Here is a 26,505-nt window from a genome sequence, read left to right as displayed (position 1 = left end):
GATAACGAAGCGACGGGGTACTGCCCAAACACCACCCCGAATTCCGGCCACTACAAGAAAAAGGCGCTCGTTATGTTGCTTCGTCAGTTGAATATCGCTCCCCGTGCGGCCTTGGGGTTTGCCTTGATCGCTGTGCTGGTGGCCTTGCTCGGCATATTTGCCTTGGGGCAGATGTCGAGCATCCGCGAGAGCGAGGTGGCGGTGGAGAAGCAATGGCTGCCGAGCATCCGCGGTGGTGACGAGATCCGCGAACTGATGCTGCGCATCCGTACGATTTCCCTGCGCATGGCCCTGGACCAGGATCCGAAGAATATTCCGACCTACCGTGGCCAGATGGACACTCGCGACAAAGAGCTGAGCGAAAAAATCGCGACCTATGACCAGTTGGTGAACACTGCCGAAGGCCGGGCGTTGTATGACCAGTTCAAGACCACCTTCGCCGCCTATCGCACCGGCATTGCCCAATCATTCACGTTGGCCGAGCAGGGGCGTCGTGACGAATTGACCAAGCTGCTGCTGGTCGACATGAAGACCGTGGTCGACGGTTCCGGCAAGCAGCTCAATGACCTGGCGGAGCTGTTCTCCAGGCAGGTCGCCATAGAAAGCCAGAAATCGTCGGCGCACTACGAAACGTCGCGAACAATCGTCAGCCTGTTCATCGCCCTCGCAGCGCTGGCGACGGTCGGCCTGGCCATGTTGCTGACACGCAGTATCGTCCGTCCTTTGAATGAAGCCCTGTCAGCGGCGGAAAGTGTGGCTCAGGGCGACCTGACCCGGCCGATCGCCACCCATGGCAATGATGAAGTGACCCGGCTGCTCAAGGCGCTGGCGACCATGCAGCAAAATCTGCGGGAAACCCTGCAAGCCATCAGTGGTTCGGCAACGCAACTGGCCACGGCGGCAGACGAGTTGAACGCGGTCACGCTCGACAGCACTCAAGGCTTGCAACAGCAGAACAACGAGATCGAACAGGCGGCCACCGCGGTCAACGAAATGACCATTGCCGTGGAGGAAGTGGCGCGCAACGCGGTGTCGACTTCCGATGCCACCCGCCAGTCCAGCGAGTCGGCGCATCTGGGGCAGGAGCGGGTCAGTGAAACCGCCAGCGCCATCAGCGCCCTGGCCAACGATGTGCAGCACACCGGTGAACTGGTGCAGTCACTGGCCAATCAGTCCCAGGACATCGGCAAAGTGCTGGATGTGATTCGCGCCATCGCCGAGCAGACCAATCTGTTGGCGCTCAACGCGGCGATTGAAGCGGCGCGCGCGGGGGAAAGCGGCCGCGGTTTTGCGGTGGTGGCTGATGAAGTGCGTGCACTGGCGCATCGCACCCAGCAATCGACCCAGGAAATCGAGCAAATGGTCCAGGGCATGCGCAACGGTTCGAGCCTGGCGCTGGACTCCATGAATGCCAGTGCTTCCCGCGCTGCCGAAACCCTGGTGATGGCGGAGCGGGCGGGCGACGCATTGCAGACGATTACTGCATCGGTTCACGAGATTCATGAGCGCAACCTGGTGATCGCCAGTGCTGCGGAAGAGCAGGCTCAGGTGGCTCGGGAGGTGGATCGCAATCTGGTGAATATTCGTGATCTGTCGGTGCGTTCCGCTACCGGTGCGGATCAGACCAGTGCGTCCAGTCATGAGTTGTCGAAGCTGGCCAATGCGTTGCAGGGGATGGTGCAGCGTTTTCGGGTGTAACCCCGATAGATAAAAAAGCCGCGCTTCTCGAATAGGGAAGCGCGGCTTTTTCTTGGGCGCTTGGTCGAGACGTCAAAAGCGCGTGCGGGAGGTCTTCTTGTCGGCTTCATAGTTGATTCGGCCATTCAGGTTTGCAGTGCCGAACTGTCTGATTCAGGCAGTTGCACAAGTGAGGAGGGTTTGCTGGTCGGAGACCTGGCATCCTCGCCAATTACCTTAAAGTCATGCCGGGAGATAAGTGGCATAATGCGCTTTTTTTGGTTGCGAGGCGAAGGGGATACCCTCCTGGCATCCAGCGCCATAGCCCTGCAATCGGTTATGCCGCAATGGAAGGCGTGCAGCACTCTGAGAGGGCAGCCATCGCGATGGCGGGGTTCTATTTGAGTCGCGCCATCCGGCGCGCAAGCGCCTGCCCGAAAGTGGCAAGACATATATGCGAAGAAAAACATCAACTACGGGCGATTACCCCGGTTAGTTGAAGTGTTAACCGCTCAAGAATTAGTTAATGGGAGTTTTACCTGATGTCGGGCATCAAACGGGCGAGTGTTGGCAAGTTCAAAAGCAGAGAGGCTCTCATCGGTATCGTAGGGCTGGGTTATGTCGGTCTGCCTCTGATGTTGCGTTACAACGCTATCGGCTTCCGTGTCCTGGGCATCGATATCGATGAGGCTAAGGTTTCCCGGCTGAATGCAGGGCAAAGCTACATCGAGCACATTCCTGCCGAAAAAATACTCGACGCCCGTCAGAGCGGTTTCGAGGCCACCACTGATTTCCGCCGGGCGAGCGAATGCGATGCCTTGATCCTGTGTGTGCCAACGCCGTTGAACAAGTACCGTGAACCGGACATGAGCTTCGTGATCAACACCACTGAAGCGATCAAACCCTATTTGCGCGAAGGACAGGTTGTATCCCTGGAGAGCACCACCTATCCGGGAACAACGGAAGAAGAACTGCTGCCGCGTGTTCAGGAAGCCGGGTTAAAGGTTGGCGAGAGCATCTTCCTCGTCTATTCGCCTGAACGTGAAGACCCGGGAAATCCTGACTTTGAAACCCGCACCATCCCTAAAGTGATCGGCGGGCATACCCCGGCTTGCCTGGAAGTGGGCATCGCCCTTTACGAGCAGGCGATTGACCAGGTCGTACCTGTCAGCTCCACCAAAGCGGCCGAGATGACCAAGTTGCTGGAAAACATCCATCGCGCGGTGAATATCGGCCTGGTCAACGAAATGAAAGTGGTCGCCGATCGCATGGGCATCGATATCTTTGAAGTGGTCGATGCCGCAGCGACCAAGCCTTTCGGTTTCACCGCTTACTACCCAGGCCCCGGCCTCGGCGGCCATTGCATCCCTATCGACCCGTTCTACCTGACGTGGAAGGCTCGCGAGTACGGTTTGCACACGCGTTTCATCGAGCTCTCCGGCGAAGTCAACAAGGCGATGCCCGAGTACGTGGTCAGCAAACTGATGGACGGCCTCAACAACAGCAGCAAGGCCTTGAACGGCAGCAAGGTGTTGGTGCTCGGTATCGCCTACAAGAAAAACGTCGACGATATGCGTGAGTCGCCATCTGTCGAGATCATGGAATTGCTCGAAGCCAAGGGCTGTGTCGTGGCTTACAGCGACCCGCATGTTCCGGTGTTCCCGAAGATGCGCGAGCACCACTTCAATCTGTCCAGCGAAGCGCTGACGGCTGAAAACCTTGTGAGCTTCGATGCCGTTGTCCTGGCCACCGATCACGACAAGTTCGACTATGAGCTGATTCGCCAGCACGCTCGGTTGGTGATCGACAGTCGCGGCAAATACCGCACCCCTGAAGCCCATATCATCAAAGCCTGATTGCTGGAGTGTTCCCTTTGAAACGTTTCGCCCTTATCGGCGCTGCCGGTTACATCGCCCCTCGGCACATGCGCGCAATCAAAGACACCGGTAACGAGCTGGTGTCGGCTTATGACATCAATGACTCTGTGGGAATCATCGACAGCCTGTCTCCGCAGAGCGAGTTCTTTACCCAGTTCGAGCGTTTCAATGAGCACGCCTGGCAGCTCAAACGCGATCCGGCCACGGCCCTGGACTACGTCGCAGTTTGCTCGCCCAACTATCTGCACCATTCGCATATCGCGGCCGGCCTGCGCCTTGGCTGCGATGTGATTTGCGAAAAGCCGCTGGTTCCAACGCCTGAAATCCTCGACGAGCTGGCCCTGGTCGAGCGCGAGACGGGCAAACGCGTCTACAACATCCTGCAACTGCGTCATCACCAGGCCATTCTTGATCTCAAAGAGAAAGTCGCCCGTGAGTCCCGCGACGGTAAATACGATGTTGAACTCACCTACATCACCTCGCGCGGCAAGTGGTACATGGAGAGCTGGAAGGGTGACCCGCGCAAGTCCTACGGCGTTGCGACCAACATCGGCGTGCACTTCTACGACATGCTGCATTTCATCTTCGGCAAGCTGCAGCGCAACGTCGTGCACTTCGCCAACGATTACAAAGCAGCTGGCTACCTTGAGTACGAAAAAGCCCGCGTACGCTGGTTCCTGTCCATCGATGCTGACGACCTGCCGGATTCAGTCAAGGGCAAGAAACCGACCTATCGCTCCATCACGGTTGATGGCGACGAGATGGAGTTTTCCGAAGGTTTCACCGACCTGCACACCACCAGCTACCGGGAAATTCTCGCCGGCCGTGGCTACGGCATCGAAGATGCGCGTCACTGCGTCGAGACGGTGAATACCATTCGTTCGTCTGCCATCGTTACGCCGCAGAACGGCGAGGGTCATCCTTTCCTTGCAACCCTGAGTCGCTGAGGCAGGCATGAACTATCAGATCCATCCTTCCGCGATTGTCGATGACGGCGCGCAGATCGGTGACGATTCACGGGTGTGGCATTTCGTGCACGTCTGCGGCGGCGCGCGTATTGGCAAAGGCGTTTCCCTTGGGCAGAACGTCTTTGTCGGTAACAAGGTGGTCATTGGAGACAACTGCAAGATCCAGAACAATGTTTCGGTCTACGACAACGTGACGCTGGAAGAGGGTGTGTTCTGTGGGCCGAGCATGGTGTTCACCAATGTCTACAACCCGCGGTCGCTGATCGAGCGCAAGAACGAGTACCGCGATACTTTAGTGAAAAAGGGGGCAACGCTGGGTGCCAACTGCACCATCGTCTGTGGTGTCACTATCAACGAGTTTGCTTTCGTCGGCGCTGGTGCTGTGGTCAACAAAGACGTCCCCGCCTATGCCTTGATGGTCGGCGTGCCCGCTCGTCAGATTGGCTGGATGAGCGAGTTTGGCGAGCAGCTGGCATTGCCTGTCGAGGGTGAGGGCTCGGTGCTGTGTGGGCATAGTGGCGCTCGTTACGTGCTCCACGGCAAAAGATTGTGCAGGGAAGAAGCAGGCACTTCGGCGGACTAGCAGCCTGGCTATCAGGTTCGCGGCGCCGTCCGTGTCATGGCAGGTTTTCACGGTGGCAAGCCGCCCAATAACGAAAGTGATTTATGGAATTTATCGATCTCAAGACCCAGTACCGCGAACTCAAGGCATCGATCCACGAGCGTATGAATCGCGTACTCGAGCATGGTCAGTACATCATGGGCCCCGAAGTGGCTGAACTCGAGACACAGCTTGCCGAGTATGTCGGAGTTAAACACTGCATCAGTGCCAGCAGTGGCACCTGTACGCTGTTGATTGCCATGATGGCTTTGGGGATAGAGCGGGGCGATGAAGTCATCACGACGCCTTTCACTTTCATAGCGACAGGCGAGATGATTGCCTTGCTGGGCGCCACGCCAGTATTTGTCGATGTTGAACCAGGCACCGGCAACATCGATCCCGCAAAGATTGAGGCAGCCATTACTCCTCGCACTCGCGCGATCATGCCGGTCAGCCTGTATGGGCAATGCGCAGACCTTGATGCGATCAATGCGATTGCCGAAAAGTACAGTCTGCCGGTAATCGAGGATGCGGCTCAGTCATTTGGCGCCACCTATAAGGGACGTCGCTCCTGTGCTTTGAGCACCATTGGTTCGACCAGTTTCTTTCCCTCCAAACCGCTGGGTGCCTATGGTGACGGCGGTGCGTTGTTCACCGATGACGATCAACTGGCCAAAGCCATGCGTGAAATTCGTATTCACGGGCAGGACAGGCGTTACCATCATCCGCGTATCGGGCTTAATGGCCGCCTGGATACCCTCCAGGCTGCAGTTCTTCTGTCAAAGCTTGAGCGTTTCGACTGGGAGGTAGAGCGTCGAACCCAGGTGGCAGAGCGTTATGATCGACTGATCGCCGCTGCATGCCCGGGGATGGTCACACCTTGCATTTTGCCGCATAGCAGCAGTGTGTATGCGCAGTACACCTTGCAGGTCGATGCTCGTGATGAGCTTTCTCGGGCGCTCAATGCGCTGGGTATACCGACGGCCGTACATTACCCGGTGCCGCTCCATCTTCAGCCGGCGTTTGCGCATCTGAACCAGGGCGAAGGTACCTTCCCGATTGCAGAGGCATGCAGCCGGCGGGTGTTGAGTTTGCCTATGGGGCCCGATGTCACCGAGCAGCAACAGGTACAGGTAGTTGATGCCTTACAAGTAGCATTGCGAAAATCTGTATGACGGCGTTGAAGCGGCTGCTGAACTCCACTGCTACTTACGCGCTGGCGAATATCATCAACAGTGCCATCCCGTTTTTTCTCCTGCCTGTTCTTACACGAGTTTTGGCGCCGGCGGAGTATGGCGTGGTGGCGATGTTCACCACTGTGGTAGGTGTGCTTTCGGCCTTCACCGGCTTGAGTATTCATGGTGCGGTCAGTGTGCGTCATTTCGACAGCGGCACGGATCACCCGCGGTTTGTCAGCGCGTGCCTTGGCGTACTGGCGGTTAGTACCAGCCTGGTATTGTTGGTGGTCTGGCTGATGGCCGGCCCGCTCGCCCGCTGGACGGAAATTCCAGAAGGCTGGCTGCTGGTCGCGGTACTGGTTTCGGCTGCGCAAGCCATTGTCCAGGTCCGGCTGGTGATCTGGCAGGTCAGAAACGAGGTGATGCGATACGGTCTGTTCCAGATATTGCAGACAGCCCTGAACCTTTCCCTTTCCCTGGGTTTGATATTTCTGCTCGGGCTGGGTTGGGAGGGACGAGTGCTGGGTATCACTGTGGTGATATTTTTATTTGCGGGCTTGGCACTCTACGGGCTGCAGCGTCGACAGTTGGTCCGCTGGAGCTTGGACCGTGAATACGTCAGGGCAGTCTTGCGCTTTGGTGTACCCCTGATTCCCCATGCAGTGGGTGCAATGATGATTGCCATGAGCGATCGATTTATCATTACTCATCTGCAAGGTATCGGTGTTACCGGCGCCTATGCAGTAGGCGTACAGATGGGAATGGTGGTCGGGTTGTTGGCAGATGCCTTCGTCAAGGCTTTCGGCCCATATCTCTTTTCCGAACTGAAAAGCCGGGAGTCGTCCTCCGGCCTTCGTATGGTCCGGCAATGCGCTTTCGTATTTGCGGGTTTCCTGGTCCTGGCACTCGGTTATGTGGGCATTTTGCCGTACCTTTATCCCTTTATCGTCGGCGAGCAGTACAGTGCGTCATTACCTATCGCGCAATTGATCGGTTTCGGCAATGCTTTTATGGGGATGTATTATGTCGTGGCGGGATTTCTATTCTTTTTTGAGCGGACCGTGCTGCTGGCAAAACTGACGTTTACGGTCGGTTTGCTGAGTGTCGCGTTGACCTATTCACTGGTGACCTGGCTTGGCGTAATTGGTGCCGCGTGGGCGTATGTGCTCGTACAGTTCATGTTCTTTTTGGGGGCATGGTACTTGGCGCAGAAGGTTTTCCCATTGCCGTGGCGTTCCCTGTTCAGAACGGAGAGTGATCAAAGATGCTGAGCATCGCGAACAGGTTGTTAGTCAGGATTCTGCTCGCCCTCAGTGCTCTTTATTGGCGAGTCATTTATTCTGAGTTACGTGCACGCTACGACGTATCTCCAGGCTTTCGTTTCAATGGCAAGAATATCTTGCTGTACGGAGACGGAGACATCGGGCTGGGGGAGAATAGCTATATCGGTGATAACTCTACCGTGCATGCTTCTTCCGGATTCAACGTTAAAATTGGCGTGGGTTGCCATATTTCATCGAATGTGCGGATTTTCACTGAGTCCGTTAAACCGGACAGTGACTTTCGAGTGAAGCCGGTACCTGCAAAAGCCGGTGATGTGACAATTGCCGATGCGTGCTGGATTGGGGCAAATGTCCTGATCAATCCGGGTATATCGATTGGCGAAAACAGTGTAGTTGGTGCAAATAGTGTCGTAACACGAGATATCCCGCCGGATGAGATTTGGGGCGGCGTGCCGGCAAAACTCATTAGGAAGAAGCGGCAGTAAGCTGCCAATGCGGCTTCTAACCACAGTAAAAACATGCGATGCAGGGTTTATGATTCCATACGGTCGACAAAATATTAGTGATGACGATATTGCTGCGGTGGTCGAGGTGCTGCATTCGGAGTGGCTGACTCAGGGCCCCGGTATTGCCAGCTTCGAACAAGCTTTGGCCGAAGTCTGTCAGGTCAGTCACGCGGTGGCTGTCAGCAATGCCACAGCCGCCCTGCACATCGCTTGCCTGTCGTTGGATGTAGGGCCCGGAGATCTGGTCTGGACCAGCCCCAACACCTTCGTTGCCAGCGCCAATTGCGCACTCTATTGCGGTGCTGATATTGACTTCGTCGACATCGATCCGCAAACCCTCAACCTCAGCGTGGAGCAGTTGGCGAAAAAGCTGGATGCTGCGCGTAAGGCCGGTCGATTGCCAAAAGTGGTTATTCCGGTGCATTTCTCCGGCCGCAGCTGTGACATGCAGGCCATCGCGGCACTGGGCAAGGAGTATGGTTTTCGGATCATCGAGGACGCCTCGCATGCGGTAGGTGCCGAATATCAGGGAGTGCCGGTCGGCGCTTGCCGATATAGCGACATCACAGTCTTCAGCTTCCATCCGGTGAAAATCATCACGACCGGTGAGGGCGGTATGCTGACGACCAATGACCCGGCATTGGCGAAGCGTCTGGTTAGGTTGCGTACGCATGGTATTGCGCAGGGTAGCGACGAGCTTGTCAGTGCTCCGCTGGGACCCTGGGAATACCAGCAGATCGAATTGGGTTTCAATTACCGGATGACCAACCTGCAGGCCGCATTGGGTTTCAGTCAAGTGAAGCGTCTCTCGCAGTTCATTGAGCGCCGTCGCCAACTGGTGCGGCAGTACCATGAATTGTTGGCTGACCTGCCGATTGTTCTGCCGCAGGCCAGCGAAGAGTCGGCTTGGCATTTGTACCCAATCCGGGTACCGGCGGAACGTCGCCTCGATGTGTTTTCCAGATTGCGTGCCGCAGACGTTTGGGTTCAAGTACATTACATTCCGGTGCATACCCAGCCGTATTACCGCAACCTGGGGTTCAAACCGGGCGACTTCCCCGAGGCGGAGCACTATTTCGCTGAAGCCTTCAGCCTCCCACTTTTCTATGACCTGGCTGACGAAGAGCAGCAAAGCGTGGTTGACCTGCTGCGCGAGGCCTTGTCTTGAGGGTGGCGGTCATCCCGGCGCGAGGTGGAAGCAAACGCATCCCGCGCAAGAATATCAAGATGTTCTGTGGCCGGCCGATGATCGCGTGGTCAATCCTGGCTGCTCAGCAGAGTGGTTTGTTCGAGCGTATAATCGTCACCACTGACGATGAAGAGATTGCCGAGGTCGCACGTGCCTGGGGGGCGGAGACTCCCTTTGTGCGGCCCCCCGAGTTATCCGACGACTATGCCGGCACCACGGAAGTGATCGCCCATGCCACGCGATGGTTGCAAGACCAAGGTGTGTCTATCACGGCGGTATGCTGCATTTACGCGACAGCACCCCTGATTCGGCCAGAGGATCTGGTACGTGGTCTGGAGCTTTTGCAATCCGCAGACTGGGCGTATGCGTTCTCGGTTGCCGAGTTTTCTCCTTCGGTTTATCGCGCCTTTCAGGCGTCTGCGGAAGGCGGCCTTTCCATGTTGTTTCCAGAGTTTTTCACAACGCGCTCCCAGGATTTGCCTGTCGCCTTGCACGATGCCGGTCAGTTCTACTGGGGACGCGCTGATGCCTGGACGCAGGGGCTGAGAGTCTTCGATCGCCACTCAACACCGGTTTGCATTCCGCGTTGGAGGGTTCAGGATATCGACGACATGGACGATTGGATTCGCGCCGAAATGATTTTCAAACAATTGATGAGTGACCAGAGACAATGAGTGCATCGGATTTTTTGACCCCGCAGGATGACATCATCTGGTTCCCGTTGGCGAAGGGAGTTTGAGATGTTGAAGTATTGCGTTCGCTGCGTGATGCCGCACACCAAGCCGGATTTGCATATTGACGAGGAGGGTGTTTGCAACGCTTGCCGCTCCTTCGAAAAACGCAAAGAGGTTGATTGGGACCAGCGTAAGAATGAGCTCATGGTGCTGCTCGAAAAGCATCGACGCCATGGCAGTAATTGGGATTGCATCGTTCCGGTAAGTGGCGGAAAGGACAGCACTTACCAGGTAATCCGGATGTTGCAACTGGGCTTGAACCCACTGTGCGTCACCTCGACTACCTGTGATCTGAGTGAGAACGGTCGACGGAATATCCAGAATCTTCAGCGTCTAGGCGTGGACCACGTTCAGTTTTCACCCAATCCACTTGTGCGCGCCAAACTCAATCGCATCGGACTGACTGAGGTCGGTGATATTGCATGGCCTGAGCACGTGGGTATCTTCACAATCCCTGTACGTGCAGCTGTGCAGTACAACGTGCCTCTGATTGTCTGGGGTGAAAACTCGCAGAATGAATACGGCGGGCCGGCGGCAGCTACCGAGAACAACACCCTCACCCGGCGCTGGCTGGAAGAGTTTGGTGGGCTGCTGGGCCTACGCGTGTCCGATTTGGCTGAAACCTACGGCATAGAACCGCGCAACCTGCTTCCTTATCAGTATCCTTCGGATGAGGATCTCCAGCGAGTCGGTGTAACCGGACTTTTCCTTGGGCACTATCTGCCTTGGGATGGGCTTTCCAATGTTTTGATTGCTCAGGCTCATGGCTTTGTTACCTATGATCAGCCGGTTGAAGGGTCGATGGTTAACTATGAGAATCTGGACAACCACCAGCACGGAATTCACGACTATTTCAAGTACCTGAAATTCGGCTTCTCCCGCGCCACAGATATCGCGTGCCTGCATGTACGGCGTAAACGTATTACACGGCAGGATGCCATTGAAATCGTCAAGGCGCGTGACGGCAAGTTCCCCTGGACTTACCTGGGTAAACCGCTCGCGGAAATTCTCGAGCCACTGGAAATGACCACGGACGAGTTCATCAAGATCTGCGACCGGTTCACCAACAAGAAGATTTTCAAGCGTGATGCGTCCGGCGTGCTGATCAAGGATCGACACGGCAACCTCATGAAACTGAACCACGACAACGTATGAAAGTCGCCATCGTAAACTACGGGGTGGGCAACTTGAGCTCGGTACGCCGAGCCTTTGAGGAGCTGGGGGCTGAACCGGTAATCGCCAATCACCCGTCCGCATTGTACGACGCGAATCGTATTGTGCTGCCGGGGGTCGGGGCGTTTAAGGAAGGCATGGCCCATCTCGATCATGGTGGCTGGAGTGAGGCGTTGCGTGAGGTAGTGGGCGAGCAGGGCAAGCCTTTGCTGGGGATCTGCCTGGGCATGCAACTGCTGGCCAGTGAAGGGCATGAGAACGGCGTGACGCCTGGGCTCGGATTGATTCCGGGTCAGGTACGACGCCTGGACGAACTGGGCTGCACGTTGCGTATTCCACACGTGGGCTGGAACGAAGCGTGTCACGACGGCAGCGATGTTCTTTTTGAAGGTATTCCGAACAGGTCGGATTTCTACTTCGTGCACAGCTATGCCTTTGTTACCGAGGCAGCAGAACATAGGCTGGCGACCGTTCCCTACGGCGTCGACCTGACTGCAGCCGTTCGTCGGGGCCATGTCTTTGGTTGTCAGTTCCACCCGGAGAAAAGCTCCAAGGCGGGCCGACGTCTACTTCGTAACTTCCTGAGCTATTCGCCATGTTGAAGGTTCGTGTCATCCCCACATTGCTCTGGAAGGGGCTGGGACTGGTGAAGGGTGCCGGCTTCGATAGCTGGCGGCGAGTTGGGCCTGTGCTGCCCGCGATCAAGGTCTACAACGCGCGTGATGTGGATGAATTGATTCTGGTAGACATCACGGCTACCCAGGAAGGTGAGTTGCCGGACCATGATTCGGTCAACGACTACTCCGAAGAATGTGCGGTGCCGCTAACGGTAGGGGGCGGTATCACCAGCGTGGAGCAAGTACTGGCGTTATTGCACAGTGGTGCCGACAAAATTGCGATCAATAGCGCGGCTTATACCCACCCTGAGTTGATCGAAGCGGCAGCTTCGCGCTTTGGTGCGCAATGCGTGGTGGCGAGCGTTGATGTCCGACGTATGGAAGACGGGAGCTATCGATGCTTCAGCCATGCGGGTACCCAGGATACCGGTCGTGAAGTAGAGCAGTGGGCCAGAGAGCTGGCTGCACGTGGCGCAGGCGAAATTTTGCTCACCTCCATCGAGCGGGATGGAACCATGAGTGGATATGACTTGGCATTGGTGGAAAAGATTGCCCGGGCAGTGGATATCCCTGTGATTGCTTCCGGAGGTGCCGGCAGTTATCAGCACATGATTGAGGTGGTTCAGCAGGCAGGGGCTTCGGCCGTGGCGGCTGCCAGTATTTTCCACTTCACCGAACTGACCCCCGCTGGCGCCAAGGTTGCGATGCAGGCTGCCGGCATTCCGGTGAGACGTAATTACCAGGGTGAGGCGAATTTTTGAACATCGTTCTACGTGTCGATGCCGGCCAGAGAATGGGAACCGGGCACTTCATGCGCTGCCTGACCCTGGCCGACACCCTCGCGCAACGTGGGGCGCGGTGTGTTTTTCTTTGCCGACAGCTTCCGTCGCACCTTGCCCTGCTGCTTGAACGCCATGGGCATGGACTGCGCAGCCTGCCTTCGCGCGCAAGCGACACACCCGATACCGAGCTGGCGCATGCCGCTTGGTTGGGCACTACCCAGGTCACTGATGCCGCCGATAGTCTTGAAGCACTGCAAGGGCAGGAATGGGACTGGTTGATTGTCGATCACTATGCCCTCGACCGACATTGGGAGAAATGCCTGCGACAAGCCGCGCGCAGGATCCTGGTGATAGATGATCTGGCTGATCGTCAACATGAGTGTGACCTTCTGCTCGACCAGAACCTGTATCACGACATGCAGTCTCGTTATGATGGCAAGGTGCCCCAGACCTGCCAATTGCTGCTGGGCCCGCGATTCGCGTTGTTGCGCGATGAGTTCAGTCGCCTGCGCGCGACCCTCCCTCAGCGTAGCGAGGACGTTAAACGGGTCCTGGTGTTTTTCGGCGGTGTCGATGAACACAATTTCACCGGCCTGGCGCTATCGGCCCTGTCAGGCATGGCTCGCTCGAACCTTGAGGTTGATGTAGTGCTCGGTGCGTTGCATCCGCAGCGTCCCGCTATCGAGGCCGTTTGCCAGCGTCAGGGTTACCGTTGTCATGTCCAGACCACGCGAATGGCTGAGCTTATGGCCAACGCCGATCTGGCGATTGGCGCAGGCGGTACGGCAACCTGGGAGCGATGCAGTCTTGGGCTGCCGACATTGGCGTTGAGCACAGCGGATAATCAGATTCGACAGCTGGCCGATGCGGCAAGCCGAGGCCTGGTCTATACCCTTCTGGTAGATAAGGATCTGCAGGCGGATCTCGCGCTACACCTGGAAGCCCTGCTGCAGAACCCTGCGCTGCGCACGTTGATTTCGAACCAGGGCATGGCTGCCGTAGATGGTCTGGGTGTGCAACGACTGGCAGCGCGCATGGGGTGCACGGGCATAGACATGCGCGCTGCGCAGCCACGGGACTCGGACGCCCTGTATCGTTGGCGTAACCATCCCTCGATTCGCGCTGTTTCACGAAATACCGAGGAAATTGGCTGGGAGGATCACTGCCGCTGGTTTTCGTCAGTACTCGCAGATCCGCGACGCAAGCTGCTGATTGGCGAGCAGGGCGGCGAGCCTGCCGGGGTCGTGCGTTTTGACCTGGAGGAAGATGGCCTGGCCGAGGTTTCCATTTATCTGGTGCCCGATGCAGCCTTGCGCTGCCGCGGTAGTGATCTGCTGCAAAGTGCCGAAGACTGGGTTGCTCTGCATTGTGCCGACGTGCGCAGGTTGCATGCCCAGGTCAAAGGCTCCAACAAACGTTCCAATGGGTTGTTCATGGCCGCAGGCTATGACATCGACAACACTCGATTTTCAAAGAAGTTGCATGAGCTATGACTGAATCATTCAAAATTGCTAATCGCCACATCGGCCCTGGCCATGCGCCTTTCGTCATTGCTGAAATGTCAGGCAACCATAACCAGTCCCTCGAACGGGCTCTCGAAATCGTCGAGGCGGCGGCGAGCACTGGCGCCCATGCCCTGAAAATTCAGACTTACACCGCGGATTCGATGACGCTGGATCTGGATGAAGGTGAATTCCATATCAGCGACCCCAACAGCCTGTGGGCCGGTACTTCACTGTACAAGCTCTATGGCGAAGCCTTTACTCCGTGGGAATGGCACAAGCCGATCTTCGACCGGGCGCGCGAGTTGGGCATGATCCCTTTCAGCACCCCTTTTGATGACAAGGCGGTCGATTTTCTCGAGGCGCTGGACGTTCCCTGCTACAAGATCGCTTCCTTTGAGAACACGGACCTGCCACTGATTCGCCGTGTAGCTGCTACAGGCAAGCCGTTGATCATTTCTACGGGCATGGCCACGGTGGCGGAGCTTGATGAAAGCGTGCGTGCTGCGCGACAGGCCGGTTGCAAGGATCTGGTCTTGCTCAAGTGCACCAGCACCTACCCGGCGACGCCACAGAACACCAATATTCTGACCATCCCGCATCTTCGCGAATTGTTTGGCTGTGAAGTCGGGTTGTCCGACCACACCATGGGTATCGGTGTATCGGTAGCCAGCGTGGCGTTGGGCGCGACTGTGGTCGAGAAGCACTTCACGCTGTCCCGTGCCGACGGCGGGGTAGACAGTGCATTTTCGATGGAGCCGGCCGAAATGGCGCAACTGGTCATCGAAACCGAGCGTGCCTGGCAGTCCCTGGGGCGTGTCAGCTATGGTGCCACTGCTGCTGAAGAAAAGAGCCGGGTTTTCCGTCGGTCCATTTATGCCAGCGAAGACATCGCAGAGGGAGATTTGCTGTCCTCGGCCAATGTTCGCATCATCAGGCCAGGCCTGGGGCTGCCACCCAAGTACTTCGAGCAGGTAATTGGCAAGCGTGCGAAGCAGGCCATCAAGCGTGGCACGCCGATCAGCTGGAATCTTTTCTAGTGGGGCATCCAAGTTTTGCGCAACTACTTGAAATTGAGAACGACCCCGCGTTTTTGACGTTTCGCTGTCCTCACAGTGGCGCATTGATTTGGCCGCTGGTGCGTAATCAGTTTTATCGCCAGCTGATTTCCGACCTGTACTACAAAGAGGCACCCTTGGTCGCGGCAGTACCTGCCTTGCCGCGTGGGCAGGCGCTTGCATCGCTCTCTCGCGTAGCTCGACACAATTTAGGGCAGAAGCGATTGAGTGGCGATGTTCTGGTGATCGCGACAGGGGCGGGCAGCTTCCTGCGTGAGGGACTCTGGTTCAATCGCATTACCGACTATCTGGTACAGGCATCGCCGCCGGACACCGTGACAGTCGAAGGCCTGATGGACTGGAATGTACCCCGACCGCGCTGGAATCAGCGGGTTTCCTACTGGTTGCCGTGGCAAGGAGCTATCACCTTGTCCGGACGATTGCTGCAGCGTGATTCGCATGTTGCGATCGCGCGTGAGGTGCTGTTTTACGCCAGGCAAAGGGCGCATGACCTGCTCGATTTGACGATCACCGAGACACAGATGGATATGTTGGTCGGGATGCTGGCTCGCAAGCTGGCCCGCTCTCCGGTTGTGCACCATGCCTATCGCCGTCTGCTGGAAAAGGTTCGACCGCGTTTGATCCTGTTGGAGCAGGCTTGCTACGGCGATTTTTCGCCGATCAACCAGATTGCCCGTGAAATGGGCATTCGGGTCGCTGAGCCGCAGCACGGCATGGTATCCGGTGGTCACGATGCCTATTGTTATGCGCCCCTGCTACGCGACAGTGCCGAGTACAGGGCATGTTTACCGCATGACTTTCTGGGTTATGGCTCGTGGTGGAACGAACAGATCAACGTGCCTGTGGAGAAATGGGTGATCGGGCATCCCCATTACAGCGAGCAGCGACGTGGCATGCCACTGGCCAAGGGGGTACAGAACGATATTCTTCTGCTGGGCGATGGTATCGAGTTTGCACTCTACGTAGCGTTGGCCACTGAGCTGGCTGACTTGCTGCGCGGGCAATACCGTATCGTGTTGCGTCCGCACCCACTGGAGCGTGCCGAGGTCCAGCGTCGATATCCGGACGGGAAGATCGGGGAGGTCTTCATTGATGCCAATCGCGACATCTACAGCTCTTTTACCAGTGCGTACGCTGTGGCCGGCGAAGTGTCGACCGGGTTGTTCGAAGCGCTTGGAATCGCCGGCAAGGTTTTATTGTGGGAAACGCCCAAAGCGCAATTCAGTTATCCCAAGCATCCGTTCACCGGCTTCACGGATGCGAAGGGATTTGTCGAAGAGTTGCTAGCGCCTGAGGGGGCCGAGTCATCCGTCGTCGGTGAGGATGTCTGGGCAAACGATTGGGTGAGTAACTACAGAAGTTATCTTGATCACGTACTTGCCCGCGCAGGTTGAAGGTTTCTGAGTGGCGCGGGCCAGCGTTCAGGGTTTCGCTGACCGGCAAAATGGATCAGAACAAGGTATCCTGCTTCGTTTTGAGCGGGCCTGATGCAGGGCGGTACAGGCCTGAAAGCGAAGCAACCCAATTCGATAGTGAATACTGGCCGTGCAAAAAATTTCTGTGATCGATTATGGCTGCGGCAATCTGGCCTCGGTCGTCAACATGATTCAGCACGTCGGCGCAGAAGCGCAGATCATCCGTTCGCCTGAGCAATTGGCTGATGCGGGCAAGCTCATTCTGCCCGGTGTAGGAGCCTTCGATCATTGCATGGGTAACCTGCGTGATGCCGGCTGGATCGCGCCGCTGGAGCAGGCTGTTTTCGAACGCCAGGTGCCGATCATGGGTATTTGCCTGGGCATGCAGTTGCTGACTCGCGGCAGCGAAGAAGGGCAGTTGCCCGGACTTGGTTGGGTCGATGCCCAGGCGCGCCGATTCCGGCCGGAAGATGCATCGCTCAAGGTGCCGCACATGGGCTGGAACGAAGTGCATCAGATGCGTGCAGATGTATTGTTGCCCCCATCGGAGAGCCCACGACGTTTCTACTTTGTGCACTCCTACCGTGTGGAATGCACGGATCCTGCTGATGTCCTGCTGCAGTGCGAATATGGCGAAACCTTCGTCGCAGCGTTCCGGCGGGCGAATATCTGGGGCTTCCAGTTCCATCCGGAAAAGAGCCACAGGTTCGGCATGGAACTTTTCCGACATTTTCTCGAGGTGTGACGTGCTCAAGCATCGTGTGATACCCGCGTTGCTGCTGCGCGAGGGTGGTCTGGTCAAGACCCAGAAGTTCGGCAAGCACAAGTACGTCGGTGACCCGGTCAACGCCATACGTATCTTCAACGAGAAGGAAGTGGATGAGCTGGTCGTACTCGACATCGATGCCAGCCGTCAGGGGCGTGAGCCCGACTATGCGCTGATCGAGAGCATTGCCGCCGAGTGCTTCATGCCATTGGGCTACGGCGGTGGTATTTCCACGATCGAGCAAGCGAGGCGAATCTTTTCTTCCGGTGTGGAGAAAGTGGTCCTGCAGACCTCCGTGTTGAGCAACCCGAAGCTGGTTACCGAGATCGCCGAGCGTTTTGGCAGCCAGAGCGTCGTGGTCTCTGTGGACGTCAAGCGGGACTGGCTCGGTCGCTATCGCCTGTGGTCGTCTTCGGCACGTCGCTCGGTCGGAGATGACTGGCTGTCGGCTCTGAAGGAGCTGGTCGCGGCGGGTGCGGGGGAAGTGCTGTTGAATTCGGTTGACCGTGATGGCATGCAGCAAGGGTATGATCTGCGCTTGATCCAAAGTGCCGCGCAGGCTGTGGATGTTCCCCTGATTGCGCTGGGTGGAGCGGCCGGATTGCAGGACTTTGTAGAGGCGACCAAGGCTGGCGCCTCTGCCGTTGCTGCGGGCAGCCTCTTCGTACTTCAGGGGCCGCACCGTGCGGTGCTCATCAGCTATCCAAAATATTCAGAGCTCGAGTCGCTTTTCAGGGGTAAAGATGTTTCCTAAAGAACACAGGGTATGTACCCGTTGCGTAATGGATGACAGTGCATCCGGTATATCTTTTGATGAACAGGGCATCTGCAATTTCTGCACGTATTTCCAGGAGCGCGTCAACGGCGTGGTTTTCGCTCAGGAAAGCGAACGTGCGCAGCGGCGCAAGGCTTTCATAGAGCAGGTTAAAAAAGCCGGTGAGGGCAAGCCGTACGACTGCATCATCGGGCTCTCCGGTGGAGTCGACAGCTCCTATGTGATCCATCTGGCATTGGCCGAGGGGCTTCGGCCTCTGGCCGTGCACATGGACAACAACTGGAACTCCGAGTTGGCGGTCAACAACATCAAGAACCTGGTGACCAGCCTTGGCGTCGATCTGTACACACATGTCATCGACTGGCCTGAGTACAAGGGGTTGATGCAGGCATTCTTCGATGCCGACGTCATTGACGTGGAGCTTCTCTACGACAACGCGATGCTGGCGGTGAATTACGAACAAGCCAGGCGCTACGGTATCAAATACATCCTTTCGGGAAGCAACTCGGCAACCGAGGGTATGCCGATGCCGGAGGGATGGAACTGGCGCAAGTGGGATAAGCGCAACATCAAGGCGATTGGCCGTCGCAATCAGGTGCGGATCAAGACTTTCCCGATCATGGGAACCTTGGGTTACATCTACAACCGTGTAATACGCGGTATCAAGTGGGTCTCGTTCCTCGATTTCTATGATTACCAGAAGGACGCGGCCCTGGACCTGCTTGAAGAAAAGTACGCCTACAAACGCTACCCGTACAAGCACTACGAGTCGGTATTCACGCGCTTCTATCAGGGTTACATCCTGCCGCAGAAGTTCGATGTGGATAAGCGCAAGCTACATCTTTCGACACTGGTAATGAGCGGGCAGATGACCCGCGAGCAGGCAATTGTGCACCTGCAACAATCACCTTATGCCTCCTCTGAGGAACTCGATCGTGATCGCAAGTACTTCCTGAAGAAGATGGGGTGGACGGAAAGCCAGTTGGAGACTTACCTGCAAAGGTCGGCCAAGCCACACGATGCCTATCCCAGCGAGCGTTTCGCGTGGGACTTTATCCGCAAGTTGTATCAGATGAAGCGTTCGTCCTGAGTCTGTTCGATAAGGCCTGTCGGCTCTGATCTGTAAAGGGTTGTTCTCTTGAAAGTCTTGTTTTTGCACGCTACAGCAGCGTTTGGCGGTGCCTCGAAAAGCTTGATCGAGCTGTATTCCATGCTGCGTGGCGCAGGCGTGCACGGCACGGTATTGACGCCCGCAGGACCGGTCTGCCAGTCCTTTGCCGAAGCAGGATTACAGGTAGAAACCGTCAGGGGACTGAGCCAGTTTGATAACACGCGCTACGGTTATTACCGCAAGGTGCGCTGGCTGATCCTGTTGCGGGAGCTGTTTTTGCTGCCGTTCTCGCTGCTTGGCTTGTGGCGCTTGCGCCGTGAGCCCTACGATCTGATCCACGTCAACGACGTTACCCTGTTGCCTCTGGGGATAATTGCCAAGTGGATGCTGCGTGTGCCGCTGGTGGTGCATGTCCGCTCATTGCAACGCAAGCCGGGTGTGGGCTTGCGTACTCGCTGGGTGAACGCTCTTTTACGCCGCTTTGCCAACTCCGTAGTTGCGATTGACCACACGGTCGCCGCTACGCTCGAGCCGAATTTGCCGCTCAGCATCATCCACAATGGCCTCAAGGTTGCCGCGCAAGTTGCAGCCCCGGAGCCCAGGGGGCATGACGAGGTGGTCAGGGTCGGTTTTCTGGGGGTGTTGATTCCACTCAAAGGCATTTTCGAGTTAGTCCAGGCAATGGGCATTCTCAAGGAACGAGGCGTACGCATCGAGTGCCTGGTCGCAGGCGAGAACGCGCGCGAACTCTCTGGGTTCAAGGCTTGGGTACTGGGTAAATTCGGCTTCGCGCGGGATGTGCGTGCCGAGCTCGAAGCGCTGATTCGGCGCGAGTGCCTGGAGGATCAGGTCAAGCTTTTGGGCTTCGTGAGTGATGTCCGTACGCTTTACCCGCAACTGGATATCCTCTGCTTTCCTTCTCATCTTGATGCGGCCGGTCGGCCGGTTTTCGAAGCAGCTTTCTATTCCGTCCCGAGTGTCGTTGCGGTGACCGATCCGGTGCCGGATGCGCTTGTTCATGAAGTCACGGGACTGGCAGTGCCCATACCAGATCCTGTTCTCATCGCCGATGCCCTGCAGCGGATGGCCGAGTCACCGGTCTGGCGTCGCCAACTGGGCATGCAGGCAAAAAGCTGGGCGGAACATACCTTCTCGATCGAAGCCAATGCCGCGCGCATGCTCGATCTTTATCGGAACATTCTTTCGTCACAGGCAAGTCGTTGAGTCATGCGCATTCTGATGCTATCCCAGTACTTCTGGCCGGAAAGTTTCATCATCAACGATATCGTGCGCACGCTTGCCGAACAGGGGCACGAGGTTGTGGTCGCCACCGGAAAGCCCAATTACCCTGACGGCAAGATCTTCGAGGGCTATAACGCCAAGGGCACCCAGCGCGAACGCTACCTCGGAAAGGTTGATGTACTGCGCGTCCCCCTCTGGCCACGGGGGGAAGGCGGGGCTAAAAACCTGATCCTCAACTACCTGTCGTTTGTCTTTGCCGGCCTGCTGTTTTTGCCGTGGATGCTGCGTAAGCGAGAGTTCGACGCCATCCTGGTCTTTGCCCCGTCGCCCATCCTGCAGGCCATTCCCGCGATTCCATTGAAGTGGTTGAAGAAGGCAAAACTGGCTCTGTGGGTGCAGGATCTATGGCCGGAAAGCCTTTCTGCCACCGGGTTCATACGCAATCGACACTTGTTGAGGGTGGTGGGCTGGATGGTCGGGGCGATTTATCGCCATTGCGACACGCTGCTGGTGCAGTCACGTGCTTTTGTCGAGCCGGTGGCGCGCTATGCAAAACGCGAGAAGATTCAGTACTACCCCAACTCCATGGATGTACGCAGTGCCCGGTCGGTGTTTACGCTTCCGCCGCAGCTCGACACCTTGCTCAATCAATATTTCTGCGTCGTGTTCGCTGGCAATCTTGGTACTGCTCAGGCCCTCGATACGCTGGTGCAGGCAGCGGTACAACTGCGTGATGAACCGGATATCCGCATCGTGCTGGTTGGCAGCGGAAGTCGCCTTGATTGGCTCAAGTCACAGCAGGAGGCGTTGGGATTGGACAATCTGGTTCTGCCAGGGCGCTTTCCGATGGAGGCCATGTCTGAAATTTTCGAACGTTCTTCGGCGTTACTGGTTTCGCTCAATGACGAAGAGGCCTTCGCCCAGACTATCCCCAGCAAGATCCAGGCTTACCTCGCTGCGGGGCGTCCGATTCTCGCGTGTATGAACGGTGAGGGGGCTCGGGTGGTCTATGAAGCTGGAGCAGGTCTGACCTCTCCTGCAGAACAAGTGCTGCCGCTGGTGGACAACATCCGGCGGATGAAAGCGTTGGAAGCCGATGAGCGAGCACGCATGGGGGAGGCGGGCAGGGCCTACTTCGATGCTCATTTTGAAATGGATAGTCAAGTGAACCGTTTGGTCGAGTTGTTGCAGCGCTGAGGGCGCAGAGCAAATCTGCCCGTCTAAGGAAAAGATGATGCGTGTGATGGTTTTCCCCGTCGCCTTCATGGCGAACACCTTCGCCATGATGGTGGTCATGATCGGCTTGAGTTTGTTTGGAAAGTCCGCGCTGGCTGCGGATTTCGGACTCATTCATGGTGCTACGGTCGCACTCTTCTATTCGTTTTCCGGCAATGCACGCAGTCTGATTCTTTCTGATTCCGGGACTATCGATGCCCCCGTAATCCTTCGGTTACGCCTGATTCTGCTGCTGCCATTGGGCATTCTGGCATGGGTGCTGTGTGCTGGGGTTGTGGACAGCAGCTGGTTGTTTGTTCTGCTGCTGGTGGTGCGTCGCGCAGCCGAATGGCTGGCAGAGATCTTTCTCAGTGAACAGGAGTTGCGTCACCACGAAGGCGCAGCCATTCGCTTCCTGCTGACCCAGGGTTGTCTCAGCCTGGCATTGCTGCTGGTGCTGATCAACGACGGCCCTCTGTCTATACCGGTGACTTTGCTCTGGGCGCTGTCCCCGTTGCTCGGGTGCATTAGCCTTGAGCTTCCAAAGCGTGCCCTTAACAGTGGCGTGCCCCTGATTTCCAGTATCCGGCTGATGTTGCCGCATTTCGGTTCGACCGCTGTCATCGGTGTATCGGTTTACGTGTTCCGCTTGTTCATCCTGCTGGTCGCGGATAAGCAGGTGGCCGGTGATCTGTTTTCGGCCTTTGCCTTGGGTGGCATCCTGGGCCAGGTGTTCTCACAGGCGTTGGGTCCTACCATGGTCCGGCACGAGCGGCGCGGAGCCGGTGCAGGCCGCTTGGTCAGGCTCTTCAACCTCGTGCTTGTCGTCATGCTGCTGGCCGGCGCGGTACTGGCTGTCAGCGTGTGGAGCTTGCCGCATCTGCTGGACTGGACGGAGAAAGACCAGTTGTTCTGGCTGGCAGTCGGTTGCTCATTGATGGGCGGCGTGGTGATGGTGCTGGCGCAGCGCATCCGTCTGCGTATTCTCCAGGATGACGCCGGAGGTGACGTGTTCGGGTCGGACATGTTGGCGAACATTCTGTTGATAGCGAGCATTCCCTTTTTATTCTATGGAATTGGTGTAAACGCGTTGGCATTGCTGTATTTGCTGGGTGCCCTCCTGTCCTGGGTGTTCTATGCCAGCGAACGTCACGGCCTGCTTTCCATGCGCGACTCAGGCTGGTTCACGCAGAAAAACCTGTTGCTGTTCATCGCGGTGATGCTGTTTCTGCCGATATTTTTCCAGCTCCAAGGGGGGATTTTCGATGACCCTTCCAAGAGCTTCAGTAGTGGCGGAATTTTAGCGTTGTTGCCAATACCCTTGTCGGTACTGGCTTGTTACTCGGGAATGGTTTTGCTTGGGCGTTACTCGCATGCGCGCTTGGCTCTACTGAGCCTGTTTTTTGTTTTTATCGGCATGTTGTTGACGAGTCTTCTGTTGGGGCTGGATCCGGCGGGAGGCGGGAAGCAAAAGCTGATACTGCTGATCCAGTACATCTTGCCGATGTTCGCTTTGGTCTTGGGGCAGCAGTTTGGTGGTCGGGAAGACGCATTGTTGTTGCTCGCCAAGGGCGCGCTGTTCATCTTGCTCACGGTACTGCCGGTGCAGTTGCTGGTGACCCTTTCTTCAGCGGATGTATTGCTTTCTCCTTCGGTCTATTTCTTCAGCATCTATCAGCATCTGCAGTATGCTTCCTTGCTATTCGTTGCTGCGTTCGTACTGGCGCTGTTCACGCTTTGGGGGCATAAAGGATTTGAAGGGTGGTTACGCGGCTTGACGTTGCTGATGGGCGGTTATGTAGTTTTGTCCTGGTCTTTGCTTGCGATGCTACTCTTTGTCCTGGCGGTATGCTGCTTCGTCGCACAGCAAATGGCGCAGGGGCGACGTTTCGTGACCTTGCTGGGTTTGCCGGCACTGGCGATGTCCGGAGCACTGCTGGCGGTGTTTTATATAAGCAGGGTCTCGCAACCGGAAGTCCTGGCGCCCCTGTCGGAGGCTGCCAAACTTTCCATGCAGGTGCTTGAGGGGCGTGTCGATTATCTGGAGCGCTGGATGTTTTACATCGATGGCATTTGTGCGAGTTGGAGCAATGCACTGTTTGGTCATGCCACTTCGCCGGCCAGGGGACTGTTTCCCAGTGCACTTAACTACTACCTCGATTTCGCTTACAACTTCGGTTTGCTGGGATTGTTGCCGCTGATCGTACTGGCTCTGTATAGTCTTGCGGTCGTGTGCCGGCGGTGGCGTGATTTCTGGGCGCACAGTCCATACCTGGGCCTCGCTCTGGTGGTTATTTTCATGCTGGTACTCGACAGCTCCTTCAAAGTCGGCCTGCGTCAACCCTACTCTGGCGTAATCATGTTCTTTTTATGGGGGCTGTTGCTGGCGGTGATCTCTCTGCCAGATACACGCTCTTCGTCCGCTAATAAAAAAGTTTTCTGAGGGATTATGCGCTGGGATATTTTGATTAAAAGTACTTGGTTGCTAGTATTGGCGGGAATTGCGCTTATTGGTGCCTGTGCATTGGCCGAATATCAGGGCAGCGCTTGGGTTTATCTATTGTTTACGGTGCTCTCCACTGCCGTGCTGTACTTCGGTTTTGGTCGAGGTGCGATTTTTTTTGATTCTTTCATTGGCGTTTTGCTGTGGATCGGCTTCTGGTTGAAGTTCAGTGTGCAAACAGCTTTTTTTCACGGTCGCTTCAATATTTCAGTTGGGAATTTCGATGGGAGTCCTCAATCGCTGGATCAAGCCTTATTGGTGGTGTGCTGCGCGTTAACCGCAATATTGTTTGTACGCTTCGCTCGTCAGCGGTTTTTCTTTAGCTACCCCGACACCATTCCGCATATTTCCTATACGGGGTTGTATGCTTTTTATCGGCAATACCGCATTGCGGTGCTGGTTGTCTTTATTCTTGCAGTATTAGCCGTCTGTATATCCAATGCATGGTTCGGTATTTATCAGCGTGGCCTGGTTGAACGGGTTAAATTGCCCTTTGGGCTGAACGGCGTTTATGCGTGGTTGTTGATGTTCGGCATGGCGTCCGTTTCAGCAATTATTCTGCGTTTCGAATTCGAATTGAATAGGGATCGTTACTGGGTTGCCATCCTCATCGCGCTGATGGAAGTGACGTTGTCCAATATTTCGTTGTGGAGCCGGGGCATGATCCTCAATGGGTCTGCCTTGATGTATGGCGCGGTGGCACTCTTTCGGCGCCGCGAACCTCGCTTGCGTTTAGGGCTGGGGGCTTTCGTGGTCGTGGCTTTCGGGATCCTATTTGTTACGTCGGTATTGTCTGTCAACTACTTGCGTGCCAATGCTTTCTATGCCGGATACACTCAGGCTGAGCGTGCAGGGGCGGTTGTGGAGCAGACGTCCACATTGTTTCTTGACCGCTGGGTTGGCGTTGAAGGTGTAATGGCTGTTGTGGGTGCTACAGATAAAGGTTGGGGTGTGTTCAAGGAGGCACTTTCCGAAAGGCTCGACAAGTCTGTAAATTCGTATTATGACAAGCACTTTGTAGTGTCTGCCTATGACAACTCACGTGGTGATGGCACCCACTTTGTTTCCTTGCCGGGGTACATTGCCTTCCTGTTTTATCCTGGCTCCTATGTTTTCTTGTTCTTTGCAGTTTTAGCATTCTCGGCGATTGCGGCTGTATTGGAATACATTGTCTACCGATTGGGTGGAAAGAATCTGGTGTTTTGTGCATTGATTGCGCAGGTTATTGCTTTTCGATATACCAGTTTTGGATATGTTCCAATGCAAAGTTATATGTTGCTTGGGTCCATATTGTTGAATGTTCTGATTCTATTTTTTGCAGATAGATTTTTGCGCGTTTTCTACAAGAATTGAAATTTTAAGAAGGTTTACGGCTCATGGCACGGGTTCTGGTTCTTGGTGTTACCGGCATGCTCGGCAATGCTGTTTTTCGTGTGTTCACTGCTGATGCAGGCCATGAAACATGGGGCACATTACGCAGTGCCGCTGCGCTCAGCAATTTCCCGTTGCAGGCGCATGGACGTTTGCTGAAGGGTGTAGACGTGCTTGATCAGGATGCGCTGACGGCGGTATTTTCCCGAGTCCGACCCGATGTGGTGATCAATTGTGTCGGGCTGATCAAACACTTGGCAGATGCCAAGGATCCGCTTACCGCCCTGCCCATTAATGCCATGCTGCCTCATCGATTGGCTCGGCTGTGTGAGCTGGTCGGCGCGCGGCTGATCCACGTGAGCACCGACTGCGTGTTCTCCGGGCGTAAGGGCGGTTACCTGGAGTCCGATACATCGGATGCCGAGGATTTGTATGGCAAGTCCAAGTACATCGGAGAGCTGCATGACCTTCCCCATGCCATTACTTTGCGTACCTCGATCATTGGGCATGAGCTGGGATCGAACCATGCGTTAGTGGATTGGTTTCTGTCCCAGCAAGGTAGCGTAAAAGGATTCACCAAGGCGATATTCTCCGGACTGCCCACGGTTGAGCTAGCGCGAGTCATGAAAGACTTCGTCGTACCGCACCCGAATCTCAATGGCCTGTATCATGTTGCCGCAGAGCCGATTGCCAAATACGACCTGCTCAGCCTGGTTGCCACTGAGTATGGCAAGCAAATTGATGTTGAGCCGGATGACGCTCTGGTCATCGATCGCTCGCTAAACGGCTCGCGTTTTCGCGAGGCGACCGGCTACGTGGCGCCAGCTTGGCCACAGCTGATTTGTAAGATGAATGCGGATCGCTGAATATTGCTGATTTTGACTATTGTTGATGGTGCTACTAGACGTTCTTGGTGATTTGATAACCGGCGAGCTAGATGG

Annotated in this window: 23 protein-coding genes; all 23 read left to right on the top strand. The window is 56.1% G+C overall.

Annotated elements, in window-relative coordinates; genetic code table 11:
• Positions 1-72: 72 nt before the first annotated feature.
• The 23 genes from ACF6ZU_RS08450 (at position 73) to ACF6ZU_RS08340 (ending at position 26,430) form a co-directional block, all read left to right on the top strand.
• A complete protein-coding gene (locus ACF6ZU_RS08450) occupies positions 73-1,698 on the top strand; it encodes a methyl-accepting chemotaxis protein (protein WP_392891510.1) in 1,626 nt (541 codons plus the stop codon).
• A gap of 521 nt (positions 1,699-2,219) precedes the next feature.
• Entirely contained in the window at positions 2,220-3,533 is a 1,314-nt protein-coding gene (wbpA, locus tag ACF6ZU_RS08445; protein WP_392891508.1) for a UDP-N-acetyl-D-glucosamine 6-dehydrogenase, read from the top strand.
• A 17-nt stretch (positions 3,534-3,550) separates the two neighbouring features.
• Complete coding sequence (gene wbpB, locus ACF6ZU_RS08440) at positions 3,551-4,501, top strand: UDP-N-acetyl-2-amino-2-deoxy-D-glucuronate oxidase (protein ID WP_392891506.1); 951 nt, start codon at positions 3,551-3,553, stop codon at positions 4,499-4,501.
• A 7-nt stretch (positions 4,502-4,508) separates the two neighbouring features.
• A complete protein-coding gene (gene wbpD / locus ACF6ZU_RS08435; RefSeq protein ID WP_392891504.1) occupies positions 4,509-5,105 on the top strand; it encodes a UDP-2-acetamido-3-amino-2,3-dideoxy-D-glucuronate N-acetyltransferase in 597 nt (198 codons plus the stop codon).
• 83 nt (positions 5,106-5,188) lie between these two features.
• Complete coding sequence (locus tag ACF6ZU_RS08430; protein WP_392891503.1) at positions 5,189-6,298, top strand: DegT/DnrJ/EryC1/StrS family aminotransferase; 1,110 nt, start codon at positions 5,189-5,191, stop codon at positions 6,296-6,298.
• Positions 6,295-7,572: a lipopolysaccharide biosynthesis protein gene (locus ACF6ZU_RS08425; protein ID WP_392891501.1), complete on the top strand. Its 1,278-nt coding sequence runs from the start codon at positions 6,295-6,297 to the stop codon at positions 7,570-7,572. The genes ACF6ZU_RS08430 and ACF6ZU_RS08425 overlap by 4 nt, the downstream gene beginning before the upstream one ends.
• Positions 7,566-8,069: an acyltransferase gene (locus tag ACF6ZU_RS08420; RefSeq protein ID WP_392891499.1), complete on the top strand. Its 504-nt coding sequence runs from the start codon at positions 7,566-7,568 to the stop codon at positions 8,067-8,069. Before ACF6ZU_RS08425 ends, ACF6ZU_RS08420 begins: the two co-directional genes overlap by 7 nt.
• A 49-nt stretch (positions 8,070-8,118) precedes the next feature.
• A complete protein-coding gene (gene pseC, locus ACF6ZU_RS08415; RefSeq protein ID WP_392891497.1) occupies positions 8,119-9,258 on the top strand; it encodes a UDP-4-amino-4,6-dideoxy-N-acetyl-beta-L-altrosamine transaminase in 1,140 nt (379 codons plus the stop codon).
• A 2-nt stretch (positions 9,259-9,260) separates the two neighbouring features.
• Entirely contained in the window at positions 9,261-9,953 is a 693-nt protein-coding gene (gene pseF / locus ACF6ZU_RS08410) for a pseudaminic acid cytidylyltransferase (RefSeq protein ID WP_392891496.1), read from the top strand.
• Positions 9,954-10,019: 66 nt separating this feature from the next.
• Entirely contained in the window at positions 10,020-11,168 is a 1,149-nt protein-coding gene (locus ACF6ZU_RS08405; RefSeq protein ID WP_392891495.1) for an N-acetyl sugar amidotransferase, read from the top strand.
• Entirely contained in the window at positions 11,165-11,788 is a 624-nt protein-coding gene (gene hisH, locus ACF6ZU_RS08400) for an imidazole glycerol phosphate synthase subunit HisH (RefSeq protein WP_392891493.1), read from the top strand. Before ACF6ZU_RS08405 ends, hisH (ACF6ZU_RS08400) begins: the two co-directional genes overlap by 4 nt.
• Positions 11,782-12,564, top strand: a complete 783-nt coding sequence (hisF, locus tag ACF6ZU_RS08395) for an imidazole glycerol phosphate synthase subunit HisF (RefSeq protein ID WP_392891491.1) — start codon at positions 11,782-11,784, stop codon at positions 12,562-12,564. Before hisH (ACF6ZU_RS08400) ends, hisF begins: the two co-directional genes overlap by 7 nt.
• Positions 12,561-14,078 (top strand): UDP-2,4-diacetamido-2,4,6-trideoxy-beta-L-altropyranose hydrolase, encoded by a 1,518-nt coding sequence (pseG, locus tag ACF6ZU_RS08390; protein ID WP_392891489.1) that lies wholly within the window; start codon positions 12,561-12,563, stop codon positions 14,076-14,078. The genes hisF and pseG overlap by 4 nt, the downstream gene beginning before the upstream one ends.
• The gene (gene pseI / locus ACF6ZU_RS08385; protein WP_392891487.1) at positions 14,075-15,127 is read left to right on the top strand and encodes a pseudaminic acid synthase; all 1,053 of its coding nucleotides are present in this window, start codon (positions 14,075-14,077) and stop codon (positions 15,125-15,127) included. The genes pseG and pseI overlap by 4 nt, the downstream gene beginning before the upstream one ends.
• Positions 15,127-16,560 (top strand): hypothetical protein, encoded by a 1,434-nt coding sequence (locus ACF6ZU_RS08380; RefSeq protein WP_392891486.1) that lies wholly within the window; start codon positions 15,127-15,129, stop codon positions 16,558-16,560. The genes pseI and ACF6ZU_RS08380 overlap by 1 nt, the downstream gene beginning before the upstream one ends.
• 166 nt (positions 16,561-16,726) lie before the next feature.
• Positions 16,727-17,326 carry an imidazole glycerol phosphate synthase subunit HisH gene (gene hisH / locus ACF6ZU_RS08375; RefSeq protein ID WP_392891484.1) on the top strand — a complete coding sequence of 200 codons (600 nt, stop codon included), beginning with the start codon at positions 16,727-16,729 and terminating at the stop codon, positions 17,324-17,326.
• A gap of 1 nt (position 17,327) precedes the next feature.
• Entirely contained in the window at positions 17,328-18,101 is a 774-nt protein-coding gene (locus tag ACF6ZU_RS08370) for an AglZ/HisF2 family acetamidino modification protein (RefSeq protein WP_392891482.1), read from the top strand.
• Entirely contained in the window at positions 18,091-19,212 is a 1,122-nt protein-coding gene (locus ACF6ZU_RS08365; protein ID WP_392891480.1) for an N-acetyl sugar amidotransferase, read from the top strand. The genes ACF6ZU_RS08370 and ACF6ZU_RS08365 overlap by 11 nt, the downstream gene beginning before the upstream one ends.
• Before the next feature lie 48 nt (positions 19,213-19,260).
• Positions 19,261-20,457, top strand: a complete 1,197-nt coding sequence (locus tag ACF6ZU_RS08360; RefSeq protein ID WP_392891479.1) for a glycosyltransferase family 4 protein — start codon at positions 19,261-19,263, stop codon at positions 20,455-20,457.
• A 3-nt stretch (positions 20,458-20,460) separates the two neighbouring features.
• Positions 20,461-21,672, top strand: a complete 1,212-nt coding sequence (locus ACF6ZU_RS08355; RefSeq protein WP_392891478.1) for a glycosyltransferase family 4 protein — start codon at positions 20,461-20,463, stop codon at positions 21,670-21,672.
• A gap of 37 nt (positions 21,673-21,709) precedes the next feature.
• Positions 21,710-24,133 carry a hypothetical protein gene (locus ACF6ZU_RS08350; protein ID WP_392891477.1) on the top strand — a complete coding sequence of 808 codons (2,424 nt, stop codon included), beginning with the start codon at positions 21,710-21,712 and terminating at the stop codon, positions 24,131-24,133.
• A 6-nt stretch (positions 24,134-24,139) separates the two neighbouring features.
• On the top strand, positions 24,140-25,546 hold the full coding sequence (locus ACF6ZU_RS08345) for a hypothetical protein (protein ID WP_392891475.1): 1,407 nt from the start codon (positions 24,140-24,142) through the stop codon (positions 25,544-25,546).
• A gap of 23 nt (positions 25,547-25,569) precedes the next feature.
• A complete protein-coding gene (locus ACF6ZU_RS08340) occupies positions 25,570-26,430 on the top strand; it encodes a dTDP-4-dehydrorhamnose reductase family protein (RefSeq protein WP_392891473.1) in 861 nt (286 codons plus the stop codon).
• The last annotated feature ends 75 nt before the right edge of the window (positions 26,431-26,505 follow it).

Source organism: Pseudomonas migulae (assembly GCF_043225285.1).
GTDB lineage: Bacteria > Pseudomonadota > Gammaproteobacteria > Pseudomonadales > Pseudomonadaceae > Aquipseudomonas > Aquipseudomonas migulae_C.
This window is presented reverse-complemented; position numbering and strand designations above follow the sequence as displayed.